This window comes from Streptococcus fermentans (genome assembly GCF_040888305.1).
Taxonomy (GTDB): domain Bacteria; phylum Bacillota; class Bacilli; order Lactobacillales; family Streptococcaceae; genus Streptococcus; species Streptococcus fermentans.
Genome location: NZ_JBFNFG010000007.1, coordinates 82,499 through 101,817, shown reverse-complemented (window position 1 = coordinate 101,817; position 19,319 = coordinate 82,499). Strand labels below are relative to the sequence as shown.

Below are 19,319 nucleotides of genomic sequence, written 5' to 3'. Positions count from 1 at the left end.
AATTTAGTTGTATCCAACCAAACTTGGTAAACCAACTTGTCGCCACGTTTCACAGTCTTAGTATTGATGTTTTGAGCTTCATTGTTAGACGCATCGTCCGCATATGGGTTGGCATTTGTATCTGCGTACTTATCTGCCAATTCTTTGTCATCGTCAACGAGCTTGTCACCAGTGATATCGAATTTCTCTTCAGAAACAACGTATTTCTCTGGTTGGAACTTAGGTTCTTCTGGTGGAGTTACGCGGTTGTTGAACTCTTTATCAGCGATATCGCCAACAGTTGCTACAAGAACTTTAGCTGTTCCATCGTGAGAAACAGTTACTGTTACATTCGCTTTCATGGTATCGTATGTAACGGTTGCGTCTGTTCCAGCTACTTCTTCAACTGTGTAGTTGTGAACGCCTGCTTGTTCTTTCTTGAATTCGATAGCTGAGAACTTAACGTTACCTGATGCATCATTGCTTACAGTTTCAAGAGTCTTACCTTCTGAATCTTTAAGAACGAAGCTGAATTCGTTAGCTTTCAACTCACGGCCTTCCAATTTCTTAGTGAAGTTGAATTCCACTTGTACTGGTACGCTATTCACACGTTTTTCAGTTGGTTTGTTTGGTTTTTCAACTTTCTTAGTTGTTGGGTTGTAGTAGTTCACTACTTGAGCCGCAGTATTTTCAATATCTACTCCGCCAGGTACATCAGCTTTCACTGTTGTTGGGATGTCGAACTTGTAGTAACGTCCGAAGGCGAATTTAGTTGTATCGATCACTTGAGTGTTTTCTGCATCGCCAAGTGACTTCGTGAAGCCAGCTTTAAGGGTTGCAGTGATCACACCGTTGTTCACAGTGATATCGAATTTAGCTGTTACATCATCACCTTTTACTGAATCGTAAGCTTTGATATTAGTAGAATCAATCTCCAACATAGCTTCATCGTAGTCATCTGAGATTCCTACTGATTGGATGTTGTCCTTGTTAGCTGCGTCAAATTTAGTTGTATCCAACCATACTTGGTAAACCAACTTGTCGCCACGTTTAACAGTCTTGGTATTGATGTTTTGTTTTTCGTTGTTTGATGCATCATCCGCATATGGGTTGGCATTTGTATCTGCGTACTTATCTGCCAATTCTTTGTCATCGTCAACGAGCTTGTCGCCTGTGATATCGAATTTCTCTTCAGAAACAACGTATTTCTCTGGTTGGAACTTAGGTTCTTCTGGAGGAGTTACGCGGTTGTTAAATTCTTTATCCGCAATGTCGCCTACAGTCGCGATAAGAACTTTAGCTGTTCCATCGTGTTTAACTGTAACTGTTACATTCGCTTTCATAGTATCGTAGGTAACGGTTGCGTCTGTTCCAGCTACCTCTTCAACTGTGTAGTTGTGAACGCCTGCTTGTTCTTTCTTGAATTCGATAGCTGAGAACTTAACGTTACCAGACGCATCGTTCGTTACAGTTTCAACAACTTTACCTGTTGAATCTTTAAGAACGAAGCTGAATTCGTTAGCTTTAAGCTCACGACCTTCCAAACGTTTAGTGAAGTTGAATTCTACTTGTACTGGTACGCTATTCACACGTTTTTCAGTTGGTTTGCTTGGTTTTTCAACAGTCTTGCTTACTGGGTTGTAGTAGTTCACTACTTGAGCCGCAGTATTTTCGATGTCTACGCCACCTGCAACGTCAGCTTTCACTGTTGTTGGGATGTCAAACTTATAGTAACGTCCGAAGGCGAACTTAGTTGTATCGATGATTTGAGTGTTTTCTGCGTCGCCAAGTGACTTCGTGAAGCCAGCTTTAAGGGTTGCAGTGATCACACCATTGTTCACAGTGATATCGAATTTAGCTGTGACATCATCACCTGTTACTGAATCGTAAGCTTTGATCTTAGTAGAATCAAGATCCAACTTAGTTTCATCGTAGTCATCTGAGATTCCTACTGATTGGATGTTATCCTTGTTAGCTGCGTCAAATTTAGTTGTATCCAACCAAACTTGATAAACCAATTTATCGCCACGTTTAACAGTCTTGGTATTCAAGTTTTGAGCTTCGTTGTTTGATGCATCATCCGCATATGGGTTGGCATTTGTATCTGCGTACTTCTCTGCCAATTCTTTGTCATCGTCAACGAGCTTGTCGCCTGAGATATCGAATTTCTCTTCAGAAACAACGTATTTCTCTGGTTGGAACTTAGGAGTTTCTGGTGGAGTTACTGTATTGTTGAACTCTTTATCTGCAATATCTCCAAGATTTGCCACAAGAGCTTTAGCTGTACCATCGTGTGAAACTGTGATGGTTACATTTGCTTTCATAGTATCGTAGGTAACAGTTGCGTCTGTTCCAGCTACTTCTTCTACTGTGTAATTATGAACGCCTTCTTGACCCTTCTTGAATGTAAGAGCTGAGAACTTAACGTTTCCTGCCGCATCGTTGCTTACTGTTTCAACAACTTTACCTGTTGAATCTTTAAGAACGAAGCTGAATTCGTTAGCTTTCTACTCACGGCCTTCCAATTTCTTAGTGAAGTTGAATTCAACTGAGATTGGTACGCTGTTTACACGTTTTTGAGTTGGTTTTTCTGGTTTTTCAACAGATTTATTTACTGGATTATAAACATGAACAATTTGGTTGGCTTTATTTTCGATGTCCACTCCACCTGCAACGTCAGCTTTAACTGTCGCTGGAATATCGAATTTATAGTAGCGACCAAATGCAAATTTAGTTGTATCGATAACTTGTGTATTATCCGCATCACCCAATGATTTGTTTACAGAAGTCTTAGATGTTGCTGTAATGACACCATTTTCAACCTTGATGTCAAACTTATCAGTTACATCATCTCCACTTTCACTGTCATAAGCTTTAATATCAGCAGCATTAACAGTTAATTTTTCTGCATCATAGGTATCAGATATTCCAACAGATTGGATGTTATTTTTATCAGTGAAGTTTTTCGTATCCAACCATACTTGGTAAACTAGTTTATCACCACGTTCAACAGTCTTGGTATTGATGTTTTCTGCTTCGTTGTTTGAAGTTCCATCTGCGTATGGGTTAGCATTTGTAGCAGTGTACTCATCAGTCAATTCATCATCATCGTCTACAAGTTTTGTTCCTGTAATGTCAAATTTCTCTTTATTAAGAACAAATTTTTCAGGTTGGAATTCAGGTGTTTCAGGAGGAGTAATCTTGTTGTTGAATTCTTTATCATCAGTTCCTTCTGTTGATGTTCCATCAGCATTGACACCGCCAGTTGATGTTACGTTTGTTACAGTAGTCAAGGTGTGACCATTCTTAGCAACTTCAACTGTGACTGTTGCTTTCATAGTATCATAAGTCATACCAAGCTCTTTAGTAGATGGGATAACTTCTTCTACTGTATAAGTATGAATTCCAACTTTAGTATTATCAAATGATAATTCAGAGAATGTTACAGTTCCGTCAGCTTTATTTGTTACTGTTTCAAGAGTTTGACCAGTTGAATCTTTAAGAACAAAGCTAAATTCGCCATCTTTAAGTTCACGACCTGCTAATTTCTTAGTAAAGTCAAATCTTGCAACGACTGGAGCTACATGGTAGTTATTGAACTCAGTATCATCCGGCATTGTAACATTAGCAGTCAAAATACCAGATGCAGCGTCTTTCGTTACATTAACTGTTACAACTGCATTCATTGAATCGTAGTCGATATTTGTATCTGTTCCAGCTACTTCACGTACAGTGTATGTATGTGAACCTTCGTTATCGTAAGAAATCGCGTCAAACTGGATAGTTCCATCAGCCGCATTTTTCTTAGTTTGGATGACTTTGCCATTTTCAACTAATTCAAATGTGAAGGCATCCTTCGTAAGCTCTTTACCTTCAAGTTTCTTAGTGAACTTGAATTGAGCTTGCGTTGCAGTTGGGGTAAAGGTATTGTTAAATTCTTTATCTGCTGGAAGTGTTGCTACAGCTGTAAGTGCATGACCTGATTTGGTAACAGTAACTGTCACGTTAGCCTTCATGGTGTCATAAGTCATACCAGCTTCTTTTGTTTCTGGGATAACTTCTTCTACAGTGTACTTGTGATCACCAACTTGAGCATTTGTAAATGTCAAGGCATCAAATTTAACCTTACCAGTGGCATCATTTTGTTTTGTTTGGATAACAGTGCCATCTTTGTCTTTCAATACAAAGCTAAATTCACCAGCCTTAAGTGTACGACCTGCAAGAGCTTTGCTGAAGTCAAATTGAGCTGTTACGGGTGCCACTACATGGTTGTTAAAGACTTTATCATCTTCACCAGTTGCTTCACCACCAGTAGAGGTCATTGCAGTTTTAGCTGATAAAAGACCAGTACTTGCATCTTTGGTTACAGTTACTTTAACTGCGATAGTCATTGCATCGTAGTCTACATCAGCTTTATCGCCTTTAACTTCTTTAACAGTATAGTTGTAGACACCCACTTGATCAAATGACAATTCGCTGAAGTTAATCTTACCATTAGCTTTATTTGTTACAGTTTCATTAACATTGTTATCACCAGTCAAAGTGAAGCTAAAGTCACCTGCATTCAAGTTACCATTTGAGAGTGATTTATCAAACTCAAGGTTTACTTTAACAGGAGATGGTGTGAAGGTATTGTTGAATTCTGTATCTGCAGGAAGTGTGTTTGTTGCTTTAAGAACGTGACCTTCTTTAGTAACAGTGATCGTTACTTCAGCTTTCATTGGGTCATAAGTCATTCCTGCTTCAGAACCTTGAACTTCTTCTACAGTGTACTTGTGAGTACCAACTTGTGTGTTGTCAAAAGTCAAATCATCAAAGGCTACTACACCTTCTTTAGTATTTGTCTTGGCTTGAAGAGTCTTACCAGTTGAATCTTTCAATACGAAGCTGAATTCACCAGCTTTCAACTCACGACCTGCCAGAGCCTTACTGAAGTCAAACTTAGTCTTAACTGGAGCTACAACATAGTTGTTGAAGACCTTGTCATTCTCACCCTCAGCATGACCACCTGTTGATGTATAGACTGCTCCAACTTCTAGTTTATCCTGAGCATTTTGTGTAACGGTAACTGTAAGAGTAACCTCCATACCATCATAGTCAACATTCGTATCCGAACCAGCAACTTCTGTAATCTTATAAGTGTAAGTACCTGGTTTTTCGAATGTTAGTTGGCTAAAGGTTGCCTTACCATTTTTGTTGGTAACAGTTTCTTGGTGTGTACCACCTTCTTGTTTAAGAGTAAAGCTAAAGTCACCGTCGTTCAAGGTACGACCATCAAGAACTTTGCTTACTTCAGGGGTGTAGGTTACTGGATCTACTTTAACATAGTAGTAGATAGGTTGTTTATACGGTACTAATGTATTGAGCAAGTCTACGTTTACACCGATTCCCTCTACTCCACGTTCCAATTGAGAGTTTGCAGAAGAGTGACCGATACCATCCCCCAAGAACGGTACAAATACTGTTTTCTTCGGTGTGTAACCTGCAGCTGTTTGGAAGCCAAACTTAACTTCTTTACCATTTGGATAGTTTACACCATTAGTATCCGTAAAAGCAATTGTATGAAGTGGTGTTTTCGTAACGACTAAGTCTTCTTTATTATACTCACCAGGTTTAATAGGTTTAGTCTCTGCTAGCAACATGTAACCATCAGTACTTAATGAACCATCCGAGCGTTTGCTTTGTTGTTTTGGATCAAGAAGATAAACACGAACAACAACTGTTCCATCTTCACCGACAATTTCTTTAATCCGTTTAATACCATAACGGTCTGCATCCATAAATTTGGTACCAACAGTATAAGGACGACTGACATAACCAGATTTATCGTTTGCATCAGCTGTTTGATACAATTTATAGCCTTCAAACTTACGCTCGCCAGATGCTTTAAACTGCTGACCTTCCATAGCTTTAAGAGTGTATTTAGCTAAGTCAACTTCATTTCCATTTGCAACGTAATCTTGAACATTTTTATCAGTCTTATTAGCATTAAATGTTGGATTGTTTTTATCAACTACTCGATAATAAGTTGTTTTTTCAACTGCTAATGGAATCTTTGCATTCGTTTCTGTAATGGAACGTCCGTTATACGCTGGTTCAACAGCATTAATAATGTCGTTTGATCTACGAGCAGCATAAACCGCATCAAATAAAACTTTTTCTGTAGGAGTAAGATTGTGTCCAGCTGCCACTAAATCAGTTATACTCTTTCCAACTTCATAACTCAATTGAATAAATGGCTGATCCGTTTTACCAGGTCCACTACCGGATCCACTGTCGTAACCGACTTGCCAAGTTAATTCTCCTCTAGAAGCTGTTGTAGTAGTCGCGAATTTTTGAGTTCCACTTGTAGCTGTAACTATTTTAGTTTCCACTATACTGCCAGTAGTTTTATCAATCAATTCAACTGTTGTATCTGTAGAAGAATCAAAGTTCTTATAAGCACGAGTATAGTATTTTGTTCCATAACGTTCATTAAACTTAGTAAGATCTACGATACTATATGTATAAACATCTCCTTCTTTTCTTTCATATCCAGCAGGTACATCCTGTGATTTAACACTTGCACCAACAGGATCTGTCATATCTGGATCTGCTGTTTCACCATCTTTAAGTGTAGTTGTAGTTGCTATTGCTTCTGTGTTATGGTCAGTTGCAGCACGACGATTACGGCGACGACCACCATTTGTAGCTAAAGCACCGGCATTTACAGTATTCTCAGCTGCCAAAGCTAGTGTTTCTGTATCTACTAGTGATTTTGCTTCAACATTAGTTGCACTAGCATTTGTATCAAGGCTTGTTGCCTCAGCAACAGCTGAAAGTTCTGCTTTAGGCTCAGATTTTTCCTCTGATTTAGATTCAGTCTTTTCTTCTGCCTTAGGCTTAGCTACTACAACTTCTTTTGCTTTTGAAGCAGTTGTTGCTACTGGCTTAGAAGTCTCTGGTTTTGCCTCAGGACTAACAGATGTTTTTTCCTCAGGTTTTTCAGCTTTTGTTTCTTCAGATTTTACTTCAGTTGGTTCTGATTTTACTTCTTCAGACTTAACTTCAGGTGTTGATGTTTCTGACTTAACTTCTGAAGTTTCAGAATTAGCTGAAGTTGCCACATCCGTTGATGGCTCTTTCAACTTTTCCTTGTCGTTATTGTCGACTAGTTCAGTATTCTCCGCAGTTTGCTTTGCTACAATCTCAGCAGCATTTACAGCACCACCATTAGCCATCATGAAGCTAAGGGTCGTTCCTAAGAAAACTGATGCGACACCAACTTTGTATTTTCTTAAAGAAAATCGTTGTTGCTCTCTTCTTATCATGTGATAAGTTCTCCTTTTTTAACATTTTAACTAATAATATGTAAGATTATTGAGTTTTTCCTAAAATAAAATACTCTTTCTCATAATACCAGTAACGCTAAAAGTATACCATATTACAGGGCTAATAGCAAGAATAACGATGATCCAAAACTATATCCGCAAAGTGTATAATATGCATTTATACAGAATATTTAATAGCTGTAAATGTTAAATTCACATATCTAAATCTCTATTTTTATTCCTTCTTTTTACTTTATATAGCAAAAAGATACTAGTATTCAAGGTAATTTATAATAAAAACAAAAAATTCAACTTATAGACCATAGTGAATGTTTATCACTTTTTTATATCCACAAGAAGAATTTTTTTATTATTTATGATTCTTAAACTTATCTCACATTAGCGAATCAATCTAGAAAATATATTTTTTTAGAGTACTTGATAAAGCCTGGTAACCAGAGACGCTGAGGTGAAGGCCATCTGTTGTGAAGTCTGACTTGAGTTGCCCTTTCTGATCTAGTAAGTTCTCAAAAACAGGCACAAATTCAACCTGCATATAGGCAGAGGCAAGGTCTTGATAGGCTTGGTTCCACGCCTTGATTTTCTCATTGGTACGAATATACACTGTCTGTTTAAAGTCCTCACCTTCATTGACAGGCAAGATGGAAACTAGCTTTATCTGTGACAGTGGATAATCACGAGAAATGGTTTGAATCACACTCTCGAGATTATTCAGTGCTTCATTCATTGGAATATCTTTTCCAATGTCATTTGTCCCAATCAAAAGTACAATTTGATCCACTGCATCACCATAGAGGTGGGAATCAAGGTTATCTAATAAAAGTCCAGTCTGGTAGCCTCTAATGCCTCGATTCACAATTGCCTTTGATGTACCAAGTAGTTCTTGCAAGGGATAATACTCAATAATAGAATCCCCGATAAAAATGATATCTGGTTCAATTACCGAGATTTGATTAAGTTCACGATACTTGGTTTGAATTTTCTCTTGCTCTTTTAAGAGCCAGTTCTCTAATAGTTGTACTGCCAAGTTATTCTCCTTCTTCTAGCCAGTTTTCTAAAACTTGGTAAACACCTGCCTGACTGTTAGCTGGCGCTACTTTTGTCGCAATTTCCTTGACTCTATCCTCTGCATTTTCCATTGCGTAAGAAATACCTGCCAACTCTAACATTTCAATGTCATTTTCACTGTCTCCAAAAGCCATTATTTGTTCAGGTTTTAAGTTCCAACGTTTGAGCAATTCTTCTAAGCCCCAGGCCTTATGAATCCCATCTTGTAAGATATCAATACAACCATATCCACTAGAAACAGCTCGCACATGATCATCAAATAAGTCATTGATTTCCTGTAAAACCGAATCGGATCGTTCTTCACCAACAACCATACTCATCTTGAGAACACCACCGAAGAGTTTAGAGTCAAATTCATCGACGAAGTGCATCCGTTGATAGAATTTCTCAATCATCTCCGGAGTCATGAATTTATCAAGTTCTGTAAAGACAGTGCCTTCCTTGACAAAACCGCCATTCATAGCAGTTACGACAAACTGATCCTGACACTCTCTGCCTTTAAAATGAGCCAAAGCTCTATCAACCATAGCATCGTCCCAAGTCTGAGCTTGAATCAATTTATCATTTTCAAATATACGAGCACCATTAGCAACCACGAGAACTACTCTATCTGCTAGATGTTCCAGTAATTGTCGCATTCGATGAACTTCATTTCCCGTTGCAATGACAAAACGAACTCCACGCTGATCTAGCTGATCTAAAATTTTCTCTAGTCGAGGTAGATCCATTTGTCCTTGAGGATCCAACAAAGTACCGTCCATATCCGTCGCTATTATCTTAATATCCATCTTGCTCCTCTTTTAATGTCACTACCACTTCAAACCTACATGCTCGTTCATTTCTTTATAGGCTGTATCAATCCGTTGCTTGGTGGCCTCATCTAACTGACTACGGTATTTCCCACCCTCAATAAAATCTTCCAGGATATAAGTTTGGTAAAGATAGAGTGGGTAACCTTCTGGAGAATAGCCTCCCTTTGGAGTTCGACTCACCCAGCTTGGATGGGCTTGGGCAGTTTCAATAGTCGTTTTACCAGATTTCTTCTTAATGGTCACATCCATGAGAACTCCACGTTCCGTCCACTTGGCATTTTCCACATCCTGCATGGTTTCAATCCGTTGATTTGAGATAAAATTCCCCATAGAGTAAATGATAAGCTTTTTATCACCGTCTTTTTCAACCGTTTCAGCTGGTTCAACAACGTGAGGGTGACCACCAAAGATAATATCAGCTCCCCAATCAATCATTTTATGGTAAAGTTTCTTTTGCTCCTCAGTCGGCTCAATTTGATACTCAACTCCCATCTGAGGCATGATAATTGTAATATCCGCCTCCTTCTCTGCTCGTTCAATTTCAGCCTTCATTTTATCTTCGTCTAAGTCTGAAAGATAACGATTATAATCCTCTTGAGAAATGCTTTGTTCAATGCCGTTAAAACCATAGGAATAAGCTAAAATAGCAACTTTAATACCATTAACTTCCTTGATAACTAAAGGAGCCTTATCTCGTGATTCATGGGTATAGACCCCGACCGGTGTCATTCCTGCCTTTTCAATAGCATCCGCAGTTGATACCACTCCCTCAATCTGAGAATCCAAGATATGATTGTGAGCCAAGTCTAGCACTTGATAGCCTGCATCTTTTATAGCATCCATAACTTCACCAGGTGCATTGAACAAGGGGTATCCTGCAAGATAGTGGTCTTTATTTACAGTTCCTTCAAAATCACCAATGACTAAGTCAGCTTGCTTCAGCCAGGGTTTTACATACTCAAAATTTTCATGGAAATCATAGGTGCCGTCTGATTTTTTGGCTGAAATGTAGATAATGTCATGATAGAGCAAATCACCGTTTGCCATGATACGCGCACTCGTTTCTTGTTCCGTATCTGCATTATTTGCCTGAAAACTTGACTCTTGGTGTACGGCACTTGGATCACTACTGCTTAAAGAAATCCCTCGAGCTCCTTCCACTAATAAAGTAAGCATCATCGAGACAGCTACCGAAGCTAACAAGACTACAATAAAAGTGCGATTGTTCCACTGCTTATAGCTCCTGAAAAATCGAACGGAATGTCTAATAGCTTGTAAAACGAGACCATTTTTTCTTTTACTACTACGTTGTTCCATATCTTTTCTCCCATAATTTCAAAGTCATATTTCTTACTCTATTATACCACAGACAAATAGGTATTTCCTTTTATTATATTATTTTTTAGCAACTTCTGTGACTTTCTTTCTCATCTGTTTTGTGTTATCATGTAATTGTAATAGAAGGAAAGGAAAGAATATGTCTGCTATAGAACGAATTACCAAAGCTGCTCATTTAATCGATATGAAAGATATTATCCGCGAAGGGAACCCTACTCTTCGTGCTGTTGCCGAGGAAGTCAACTTCCCCTTGAGTGATCAAGATATCATTCTTGGAGAAAAAATGATGCAATTTTTGAAACACTCGCAAGATCCTGTTATGGCTGAAAAATTAGGGCTACGTGGAGGAGTTGGACTTGCTGCACCACAGCTTGATATCTCAAAACGCATTATCGCCGTATTGGTACCGAATATCACTGAGGAAGGGGAAACTCCTCAAGAAGCCTATGACTTACAAGCTGTTATGTACAATCCTAAAATCGTCTCACACTCAGTCCAAGACGCTGCCTTAGGCGAGGGAGAAGGTTGCTTGTCTGTTGACCGTGCCGTTCCAGGCTATGTTATCCGCCACGCCCGAGTAACCGTTGACTATTTTGATAAGGATGGAGAAAAGCACCGCATCAAACTTAAGGGCTATAACTCTATTGTAGTTCAACATGAAATTGACCACTTAAATGGCATTATGTTCTATGATCGTATCAATGAAAAAGACCCATTTGAAGTTAAAGATGGCCTGCTCATTCTTGAATAAAGAAAATCCCGTTGCAAGACGGGATTTTGTGTTATAATGAAGATATGAAAACAAACGATATTGTCTATGGCGTTCATGCCGTCACAGAAGCTCTTTTAGCAAATACTGGAAACAAACTCTACCTTCAGGAAGATTTACGAGGAAAGAATGTGGAAAAAGTTAAGGAATTGGCTACTGAAAAGAAAGTATCCATTTCTTGGACTTCCAAAAAATCACTTTCTGAGATGACTGAAGGAGCTGTTCACCAAGGTTTTGTCTTGCGCGTTTCTGAATTTGCCTACACTGAACTTAAGCAGATTCTTGCTAAGACACGCCAGGAAGAAAACCCACTACTACTAATCCTTGATGGTTTAACGGACCCACATAATCTTGGTTCTATCTTGAGAACAGCGGATGCAACTAATGTTTCCGGTGTCATCATTCCCAAACATCGAGCTGTCGGTGTTACTCCTGTCGTAGCAAAAACAGCAACAGGTGCGATTGAACACGTTCCTATTGCTCGAGTCACTAATCTTAGCCAAACCTTAGACAAACTTAAGGATGAAGGTTTCTGGACATTTGGAACTGATATGAATGGAACTCCTTGCCACAAATGGAATACCAAAGGAAAGATTGCTCTCATCATCGGAAATGAAGGCAAAGGTATCTCTAGCAACATCAAAAAACAAGTGGACGAGATGATTACTATTCCAATGAATGGGCACGTACAGAGCCTCAATGCCAGCGTTGCTGCTGCCATTCTCATGTACGAAGTTTTTCGAAATCGACTCTAATAAAAAGTGAGGTTGGGACAAAAGATCCCGACCTCACTTTTTATTAGCAATCAAACTTTGACACGGTAGCTGATTGAACTTTTTGTTCATCTTTTAGACTCCAAAAAGCTCCTAATCATCCTCGCAGGGCTGGAACTTCGAAATCTAGACTTTGTCTATCGTTTTCTGTCCCACCGCCTTTTTAATAATGTTCGGTAATATATTTGTAGGCCTCTTGACCTGCAATAGCGCCATCTCCAACAGCTGTTGTAACTTGGCGAAGGTCTTTTTGACGGACATCCCCAACTGCAAAGACACCTGCAACACTTGTCTTCATGTGATCATCTGTCACAATCCAACCTGCCTGGTCGCGAATCTGCAACTCTTGGACAAAGTCACTAACAGGGTCTAAACCAACATAGATGAAGACACCACCAAAAGCTTGTTCTGTCACCTGACCTGTTTTAACATTTTCAATCACAACCGATTCCACACGGTTTTCACCCTTGATTTTTTTAACGACAGAATCCCAAATGAAGTTGATTTTTTCATTGGCAAAGGCACGATCTTGCAAGACCTTTTGGGCACGTAGTTCATCTCGACGGTGAACAATGGTAACAGATTTTGCAAACCGTGTTAAGAAGATAGCCTCTTCAACCGCGGAGTCACCTCCACCTACGACCAACAAATCCTGGTCGCGGAAAAAGGCTCCATCACAAACTGCACAGTAAGAAACTCCACGACTATTGAGTTCTTCTTCTCCTGGAACACCCAAGAGACGGTGCTTAGAACCAGTCGCTACGATAACTGTGCGAGTTTCATAAACTTGGTCGTCTGTTACGACTTTTTTGAATTCGCCATGATCCTCAACATTTTCAACGAAGCCATAGAGATGCTCAACACCTAGATTTTCAAGAGGTTCAAACATCTTTTCAGCTAATTCAGGACCACTGATATTAGCATAACCTGGATAGTTTTCAATGTCAGAAGTATTATTCATCTGACCACCAGGAAGTCCACCTTCAATCAAAGCAACTTTCAAATTGCTACGTGCTGCGTACAAGGCTGCAGTCATCCCAGCAGGCCCTGCACCGATAATAATCGTATCGTACATTCACTTTCCTTCTTTCTTGTTGTAACTATTTTTATTCTAACGGATTAAATCCCATTTTACAACTATTAAGCCTTGAGAACCAACAAAATGCTCATGGTTGCAAATGACAATACTGGAATTGTTAAAACTCCAATCATAATCATATCGTAGAGATGGGCTTGACGTGCTTTAGCAGTTTTGTCAACCCCAGACAGAGCTCTAAGTCCAATCCAGAGTCCTAAAATAATCAAGACCAGTAGAATTGTCAACACTAAACTCTCTAAATACAAAGCAAATAGCTGAACTAGCATGCTCTCTCTCTTTTCTATTAATTTTAAAGAGCAAACCCAGTTAGCCTAGCCAACTGAGTCTTTCTTATCTTCTATTATATCAAATATAGGTTCGTTTGTAACTAGCAAAGAATTCTTTTGTTCGTTCTTCTTTTGGGTGGTTGATAATCTCATCAGGAGTTCCAGTCTCGATAATTTTTCCTTTATCCAAGAATAAAACCTTATCAGCTACTTGGGAAACAAAGGACATATCGTGACTGACTAAAATCATGGTTTGACCTGATTTAGCTGCATTAGCGATAGATCTTTCTACCTCACCAACCAATTCTGGGTCAAGGGCTGAAGTAGGTTCATCCAAGAGCAAGATTGCTGGCTTCATGGCTAAAGCACGCGCCAAAGCTACCCGTTGTTTTTGTCCACCTGATAAGTGGCGAGGATAGTGCTGTTGACGATCTGAAAGACCAACCTTAGCCAACTCTTCTTTGGCAATCTTAGTTGCTTCTTGGTCGGAAAGTTTTTTAACAACTACCAAACCTTCCTTGACATTGTCTAAGGCTGTTCTACGCTCAAACAAATTGAACTGTTGGAACACCATGGACAACTTACGACGAAGAGTCAAGATTTCATCTTGAGTAATTTGAGAAAAGTCAACTTTGAAATCATCAATCTGAATACTTCCACTATCAGGTGTTTCCAAATAATTTAGGCTACGAAGAAAGGTTGACTTCCCCGCTCCTGAGGAACCAATCAAAGCTACTACTTCCCCTTTTTGAATATCTAAATTCAGATGATCCAAGACGGTTTGACCAGAAAAGGATTTGCTTAAATTTGAAATCTTAATCATTAGCGAAGGTCTCCTTTCACATCTGTTTTCGCATTATCTGGTGCTTCGATTGCCATTTTTTTCTCAATAAAGCGGCCAAGATTTTCAATAGCGATATTTACCACCCAGTATACAAGGGCAACTGAGATGAAACGTTCGAAGTAACGATAGTCGGCACCACCCAAAATCTGAGCTTGGGCGAAGACTTCTACAACACCCGCACTAAAGGCTAGGGAAGTCCCCTTAGTCAAACCGATTAGGGAGTTAATCAAGGTTGGAGTCGCTACTACCGCTGCATTTGGAATAATCACACGACGGTAAACTTGTGCACGTGTCATTCCAAGACTACGAGCGGCTTCAATCTCTCCAGGATTAACAGAAAGAATAGCTGCACGGATAGTTTCACTAGCGTAAGCTGCTTCGTTAAAAGCAAAAGCTACAATGGCAAAAGCTGCAGCTGGAATCGCATTGATATTAAAAGCAGTTCCCCATTGTTGATTCAACGCTTTTAATGCTAGAGGAATTCCATAGTAAGTCAACATCAACTGCACTAGGATTGGTGTCCCTTTTAAGAAACTAACAAAGAATGCTTGTAATGGATAAAGAATTCTAACTCGATTAATTTTTACAATAGCAAAAACCAAGGCCAATATTATACCAAAAAAAGCACCAAATACTGTCAACATCAATGTTGTTGGCAATTGTTGTACAATTCTTGGAATCCCATCAAAGACAGAACGAAAACTAAACAGTTTGCCGTCTGGAATATACTGCATCAAGTTTTGGTACCAATCTGATGCTAAAATTGTTGTAACATTCATAGAAACATCCTCTCCTGATAATGAATCATTCTATCATACTTCTGCCTAGATTTAAAATATTTGCTACGAGCAGAAGAGACTTTGTTTACCTACTAGTTTATCATACTTTAAAAGCGTGAGGTTATATATTTTACCTATCAAGGAGATAGAAAAAAACTATTTCAAATCCAAGTTGTCGTAGGTTTTACGATAACCAATCTGCTTCACAGCACCATTCTCCACTAATATAGGACGTTTTAATAACATACCATCACTGGCCAAGAGTTTGGCCGCTTCTTTTTTGGATAAAGTTCCAACCTTGTCTTTTAAACCCAGTTCACGGTATTTAATACCACTAGTATTGAAAAATTGCTTCAACTCAAATTCTGAAGTTTCAAGCCAATTTAAAATGACTTCTTCACTCGGAGTTTCTTCTACAATATGAACATCTTTATACTCTAATCCGAGTTGATCTAACTCTTTTTTGGCTTTTTTACAAGTTGTACATTTTGGATATTCGATAAATTCTAACATTTTTTCTCTTTCTATTTTTTATTTTCTTGATAACTTGCACCTTCATGATTCAAGAGCCAAGCCTTCTTATCAAGTCCCCAAGCATAGCCTGTCAGACGTCCTCCAGCACCTAGCACACGGTGACAGGGGACAAGAATAGACCAGGGATTGCGCCCTACTGCTCCTCCGATTGCTTGGGCAGAAGCTACTTGCAAGTCCTTAGCTATTTGTCCATAAGTAACAGTCTGACCGAAAGGAATTCCCCTCAAGTAGTTCCAGACTCTTTTTTCAAAGTCACTACCAACAGGAGCCAAAGGTAACTGAGACAAATCTTGATTTTGTCCTTTAAAATAAGCATCTAAACAGCTAGCAAATTGATTTAAAATGGGATGACTTTCAACAGCAGTTACATCATTTTCAGATAATCCCTTCTCAAAATCACTCTCTTCCTCAACCCATATCCCAAACAGATAGTGATCATCTGCTACCAAAGATAAGATTCCAATCGGAGACTTATACAGCATCTTTGCATACTTCTTAGACATTTGATTTTAATTTTTGGTAGGCCAAGCGTTCTCCATCTACTGGAACTTTACCGACCTGTTTAAAACCAAGCTTTTCAAAGATATGTTGCATGGCCTTGTTTTTAGCATGTGTATCTGAACGAAAATCTAGGTAATCAAAGCCTTCAATCAAGCCTTCCAAGAAGGTCTGGGCAACACCTTGGCCTTGGACATCTCTAGAAACCGTAATCCGATGAAATACAAGGTATTCTGGTTCTCTTCCTTCCCAACTTCCATTATAAATGGCTTCATAAGCTTTTTCTGGACTTTTAGTCACTGCTGCATAGGCTAAAAGTTCTCCTTCGTCCAAGGCTACATAAGCCTGACCAGAGATGATATCTTCAATAATCGTGTCGGCATTTGGGTAACCATTTTGCCACTGGGTGCTACCAGCTTCCGCCAAGCATTTTTTAGCACCCTCAATCACCTGCATAATTGCATCTACTTCGTTTGGAAAGGCTAAACGAATTTCCATCTTATCTCCTCTTTTCTGACTAGTTTCTCTCATCATAGCATAATTTAAGGGTTTCTACAAGCAGTTAAAACTTGACTTTTTATTTCTATTATTTTATAATCTAGTTATTAAAACTAGATAAACAGGAGTTGGAAATGAAAACTACTTTTTCCTACCCAGAATGGGACGAAATTCCAAACATTGATCTCTATTTGGATCAGGTCCTACTTTATGTAAATAAAGTTTGTTCCCCAATTTCTCTTGCTAAAGAGAAAGGTTTAACTGCATCAATGGTGAACAACTATGTAAAACACGGATATATCACCAAACCTGAAAAGAAAAAATACCAACGCAAACAAATCGCCCGATTGATTGCTATCACAACGCTCAAGTCTGTTTTTTCAATCCAGGAAATTGCTCAAACCCTTAATACCCTACACACAGAGACTAACTCACAAGAACTTTACAACGCTTTTGTGGACTACATGAACGAAGACATTGACCCAGCTAATCCTATTATCCAAGCAAGTTGCCAAACAGTTAAACTCTATCATCAGACACTTGCTCTTGTCTATACAGAAAATGAAGAGGAGGAAACAAATGAATACTAGTTTTAAACTTAGCAAGCGCCTTAGTTTTGGAGAAGAGATAGCAAACAGTGTCACCCATGCTGTAGGGGCACTTATCATGCTGATTTTGCTCCCTATCTCATCGACTTACAGTTATGAAGCTCATGGATTTTTATCATCGATTGGGGTGTCGATTTTCGTTATTAGCCTCTTTCTCATGTTCCTTTCATCAACCATCTATCATTCTATGGCTTATGGTTCCACTCATAAGTATGTCTTGCGCATTATCGACCATTCCATGATTTATGTTGCGATTGCTGGCTCTTATACTCCTGTCGTTTTGACCTTGATGAATAACTGGTTTGGTTACCTGATTATTGCTATCCAATGGGGAACAACTATTTTCGGTATTCTTTATAAAATCTTTGCCAAAAAAGTCAATGAAAAATTTAGTCTAATTCTCTACTTAATTATGGGGTGGTTAGTTGTGGCTATCCTACCAGCAATCATCAGTCAAACAAATCCAATCTTTTGGACTCTTATGGTATCAGGTGGGCTTTGCTATACAGTTGGTGCTGGATTTTATGCTAAAAAGAAACCCTACTTCCATATGATTTGGCATCTCTTCATTCTAGCAGCTTCAGCTCTCCAATACATTGCCATTGTTTATTACATGTAAAAATAGGCCGGGAAAATCCCGACCTATTTTTATTTGCACATATTGATAAAGTATTCATGCAAGCGAAGATCATTTGTCAATTCCGGATGAAAGGAGGTCACTAGCATATTCTTTTCTTGAGCAGCAACGATTTGATTGTTCACTACTGCCAGAACATCAACACCCTTACCAACTTCACTAATAATAGGTCCACGGATAAAGGTCATGGGAATCTTGCCAACACCCTTGCAATCTGCTTCAGTATAAAAGCTTCCTAGCTGACGTCCATAGGCATTGCGCTCTACTACTATATCCATAGTCGCTAGATGACTTTCCTCTTGAGAAGTGATTTGTCTCGCTAGCAAAATCAAACCTGCACAAGTTCCAAAGACTGGTAAACCATTGAGAATAGCCTCTCTTAGAGGAAGTAGCATTTGCTGGTCACGTAATAGTTTTCCCATAGCTGTCGACTCACCGCCAGGTAAAATCAAACCTGACAAGTCACTCTGATGTTGTTGAAAGTCTTCAAGATTTCGCAATTCAATACTTTCAACTCCTAGTTTGGCAAGGACTTTCTCATGCTCTACAAAGGCACCTTGCAAGGCCAATATTCCGATTTTCATCTATTTTCCTCGCTCAGCCATGAGAATTTGAATCTCGTTCTCGTTGATACCTACCATGGCTTCTCCTAAATCTTCAGAGATTTCAGCCAGAATTTGAGGATTTTGATAGTTGGTAACAGCCTTGACAATTGCTGCCGCACGTTTGACAGGATCCCCTGACTTGAAAATTCCAGATCCGACAAAGACGCCTTCTGCACCTAGCTGCATCATAAGAGCAGCGTCCGCTGGTGTTGCGACACCTCCAGCTGCAAAATTGACAACTGGTAATTTCCCATGTTCGTGGACGTATTGAACTAATTCTACTGGAACTTGGAGTTCTTTTGCCGCGACATAGAGTTCATCTTCACGGAGATTTTGAATGCGACGGATTTCTTGATTCATCATACGCATATGGCGAACTGCCTGAACGATGTCTCCTGTTCCTGGCTCCCCTTTTGTACGAATCATCGATGCTCCTTCAGCGATACGACGCAAGGCTTCACCCAAGTCTTTTGCACCACAAACAAAAGGAACTTGAAATTCTTTCTTGTCCACATGGAAACGATCATCAGCTGGAGATAACACTTCACTCTCATCGATATAGTCAATCTCGATGGCTTCTAAAATCTGAGCTTCAACAAAATGCCCAATTCGAACCTTAGCCATAACTGGAATGCTGACTGCTTCTTGGATTTCCTTGATCATCTTTGGATCGCTCATGCGAGAGACACCACCAGCTGCACGAATATCCGCTGGGATTCGCTCCAAGGCCATAACCGCTGCTGCACCTGCAGCCTCTGCAATTCTTGCTTGTTCAGGATTTTGAACATCCATAATGACGCCACCTTTAAGCATCTGTGCCAAATTTTTATTTAATTCATAACGATTTTCAGTCATTTTCTCTTCCTCAATAGTTGTATTGG

At 39.2% G+C, this 19,319-nt stretch carries 18 protein-coding genes and 1 pseudogene; 4 read left to right on the top strand and 15 right to left on the bottom strand.

Features of this window, described 5'->3' with window-relative positions:
• The 6 genes and pseudogenes from AB2B50_RS09750 to AB2B50_RS07535 all read right to left on the bottom strand — a co-directional run.
• Nucleotides 1-566, bottom strand: a 566-nt coding sequence (locus AB2B50_RS09750; RefSeq protein WP_414169912.1) for a Spy0128 family protein, incomplete at its 3' end; no start/stop codon positions are given.
• Between the two features lie 111 nt (nucleotides 567-677).
• Nucleotides 678-2,423: pseudogene (locus AB2B50_RS09745) on the bottom strand (SspB-related isopeptide-forming adhesin); the annotation flags it as partial.
• A 63-nt stretch (nucleotides 2,424-2,486) separates the two neighbouring features.
• Nucleotides 2,487-7,289, bottom strand: a complete 4,803-nt coding sequence (locus tag AB2B50_RS07550; protein WP_414169910.1) for a Spy0128 family protein — start codon at nucleotides 7,287-7,289, stop codon at nucleotides 2,487-2,489.
• Nucleotides 7,290-7,701: 412 nt separating this feature from the next.
• Nucleotides 7,702-8,337 (bottom strand): SGNH/GDSL hydrolase family protein, encoded by a 636-nt coding sequence (locus tag AB2B50_RS07545; RefSeq protein ID WP_320692889.1) that lies wholly within the window; start codon nucleotides 8,335-8,337, stop codon nucleotides 7,702-7,704.
• A gap of 1 nt (nucleotide 8,338) precedes the next feature.
• Nucleotides 8,339-9,166, bottom strand: a complete 828-nt coding sequence (locus AB2B50_RS07540) for an HAD family hydrolase (protein ID WP_320692888.1) — start codon at nucleotides 9,164-9,166, stop codon at nucleotides 8,339-8,341.
• A 21-nt stretch (nucleotides 9,167-9,187) separates the two neighbouring features.
• A complete protein-coding gene (locus AB2B50_RS07535) occupies nucleotides 9,188-10,507 on the bottom strand; it encodes a CapA family protein (protein WP_320692887.1) in 1,320 nt (439 codons plus the stop codon).
• 160 nt (nucleotides 10,508-10,667) lie between these two features.
• On the opposite strand from AB2B50_RS07535, the gene def reads away from it, so the two are divergent.
• Nucleotides 10,668-11,279, top strand: a complete 612-nt coding sequence (gene def / locus AB2B50_RS07530) for a peptide deformylase (protein ID WP_320692886.1) — start codon at nucleotides 10,668-10,670, stop codon at nucleotides 11,277-11,279.
• A gap of 44 nt (nucleotides 11,280-11,323) precedes the next feature.
• Complete coding sequence (gene rlmB / locus AB2B50_RS07525; RefSeq protein ID WP_223140792.1) at nucleotides 11,324-12,052, top strand: 23S rRNA (guanosine(2251)-2'-O)-methyltransferase RlmB; 729 nt, start codon at nucleotides 11,324-11,326, stop codon at nucleotides 12,050-12,052.
• 181 nt (nucleotides 12,053-12,233) lie between these two features.
• Here rlmB and trxB read toward each other — a convergent pair whose 3' ends face one another.
• From trxB to AB2B50_RS07490, 7 genes are all read right to left on the bottom strand, one after another.
• A complete protein-coding gene (gene trxB, locus AB2B50_RS07520; RefSeq protein ID WP_320692885.1) occupies nucleotides 12,234-13,145 on the bottom strand; it encodes a thioredoxin-disulfide reductase in 912 nt (303 codons plus the stop codon).
• 65 nt (nucleotides 13,146-13,210) lie between these two features.
• Nucleotides 13,211-13,435, bottom strand: a complete 225-nt coding sequence (locus AB2B50_RS07515; RefSeq protein WP_000960970.1) for a DUF4059 family protein — start codon at nucleotides 13,433-13,435, stop codon at nucleotides 13,211-13,213.
• A gap of 79 nt (nucleotides 13,436-13,514) precedes the next feature.
• Nucleotides 13,515-14,258 (bottom strand): amino acid ABC transporter ATP-binding protein, encoded by a 744-nt coding sequence (locus tag AB2B50_RS07510; RefSeq protein WP_320692884.1) that lies wholly within the window; start codon nucleotides 14,256-14,258, stop codon nucleotides 13,515-13,517.
• Nucleotides 14,258-15,058: an amino acid ABC transporter permease gene (locus tag AB2B50_RS07505; protein ID WP_049508615.1), complete on the bottom strand. Its 801-nt coding sequence runs from the start codon at nucleotides 15,056-15,058 to the stop codon at nucleotides 14,258-14,260. The genes AB2B50_RS07510 and AB2B50_RS07505 overlap by 1 nt, the downstream gene beginning before the upstream one ends.
• 156 nt (nucleotides 15,059-15,214) lie before the next feature.
• Nucleotides 15,215-15,571, bottom strand: coding sequence for a Spx/MgsR family RNA polymerase-binding regulatory protein (locus tag AB2B50_RS07500; RefSeq protein ID WP_049530911.1), 357 nt, complete (start codon nucleotides 15,569-15,571; stop codon nucleotides 15,215-15,217).
• Between the two features lie 11 nt (nucleotides 15,572-15,582).
• Nucleotides 15,583-16,095 (bottom strand): methylated-DNA--[protein]-cysteine S-methyltransferase, encoded by a 513-nt coding sequence (locus AB2B50_RS07495; protein WP_320692883.1) that lies wholly within the window; start codon nucleotides 16,093-16,095, stop codon nucleotides 15,583-15,585.
• Nucleotides 16,088-16,588, bottom strand: coding sequence for a GNAT family N-acetyltransferase (locus AB2B50_RS07490; RefSeq protein ID WP_320692882.1), 501 nt, complete (start codon nucleotides 16,586-16,588; stop codon nucleotides 16,088-16,090). Before AB2B50_RS07490 ends, AB2B50_RS07495 begins: the two co-directional genes overlap by 8 nt.
• Nucleotides 16,589-16,722: 134 nt before the next feature.
• Here AB2B50_RS07490 and AB2B50_RS07485 point away from each other — a divergent pair, with 134 nt between their 5' ends.
• Both AB2B50_RS07485 and trhA read left to right on the top strand, forming a co-directional pair.
• Nucleotides 16,723-17,178, top strand: a complete 456-nt coding sequence (locus tag AB2B50_RS07485; protein WP_320692881.1) for a DUF1836 domain-containing protein — start codon at nucleotides 16,723-16,725, stop codon at nucleotides 17,176-17,178.
• Complete coding sequence (gene trhA / locus AB2B50_RS07480) at nucleotides 17,168-17,815, top strand: PAQR family membrane homeostasis protein TrhA (RefSeq protein ID WP_001097751.1); 648 nt, start codon at nucleotides 17,168-17,170, stop codon at nucleotides 17,813-17,815. The genes AB2B50_RS07485 and trhA overlap by 11 nt, the downstream gene beginning before the upstream one ends.
• Before the next feature lie 29 nt (nucleotides 17,816-17,844).
• Here the strand turns inward: trhA and pdxT are convergent, their stop codons facing one another.
• Nucleotides 17,845-18,417 (bottom strand): pyridoxal 5'-phosphate synthase glutaminase subunit PdxT, encoded by a 573-nt coding sequence (gene pdxT / locus AB2B50_RS07475; protein ID WP_320692880.1) that lies wholly within the window; start codon nucleotides 18,415-18,417, stop codon nucleotides 17,845-17,847.
• Nucleotides 18,418-19,293: a pyridoxal 5'-phosphate synthase lyase subunit PdxS gene (gene pdxS, locus AB2B50_RS07470; RefSeq protein ID WP_045615501.1), complete on the bottom strand. Its 876-nt coding sequence runs from the start codon at nucleotides 19,291-19,293 to the stop codon at nucleotides 18,418-18,420.
• Nucleotides 19,294-19,319 lie beyond the last annotated feature (26 nt).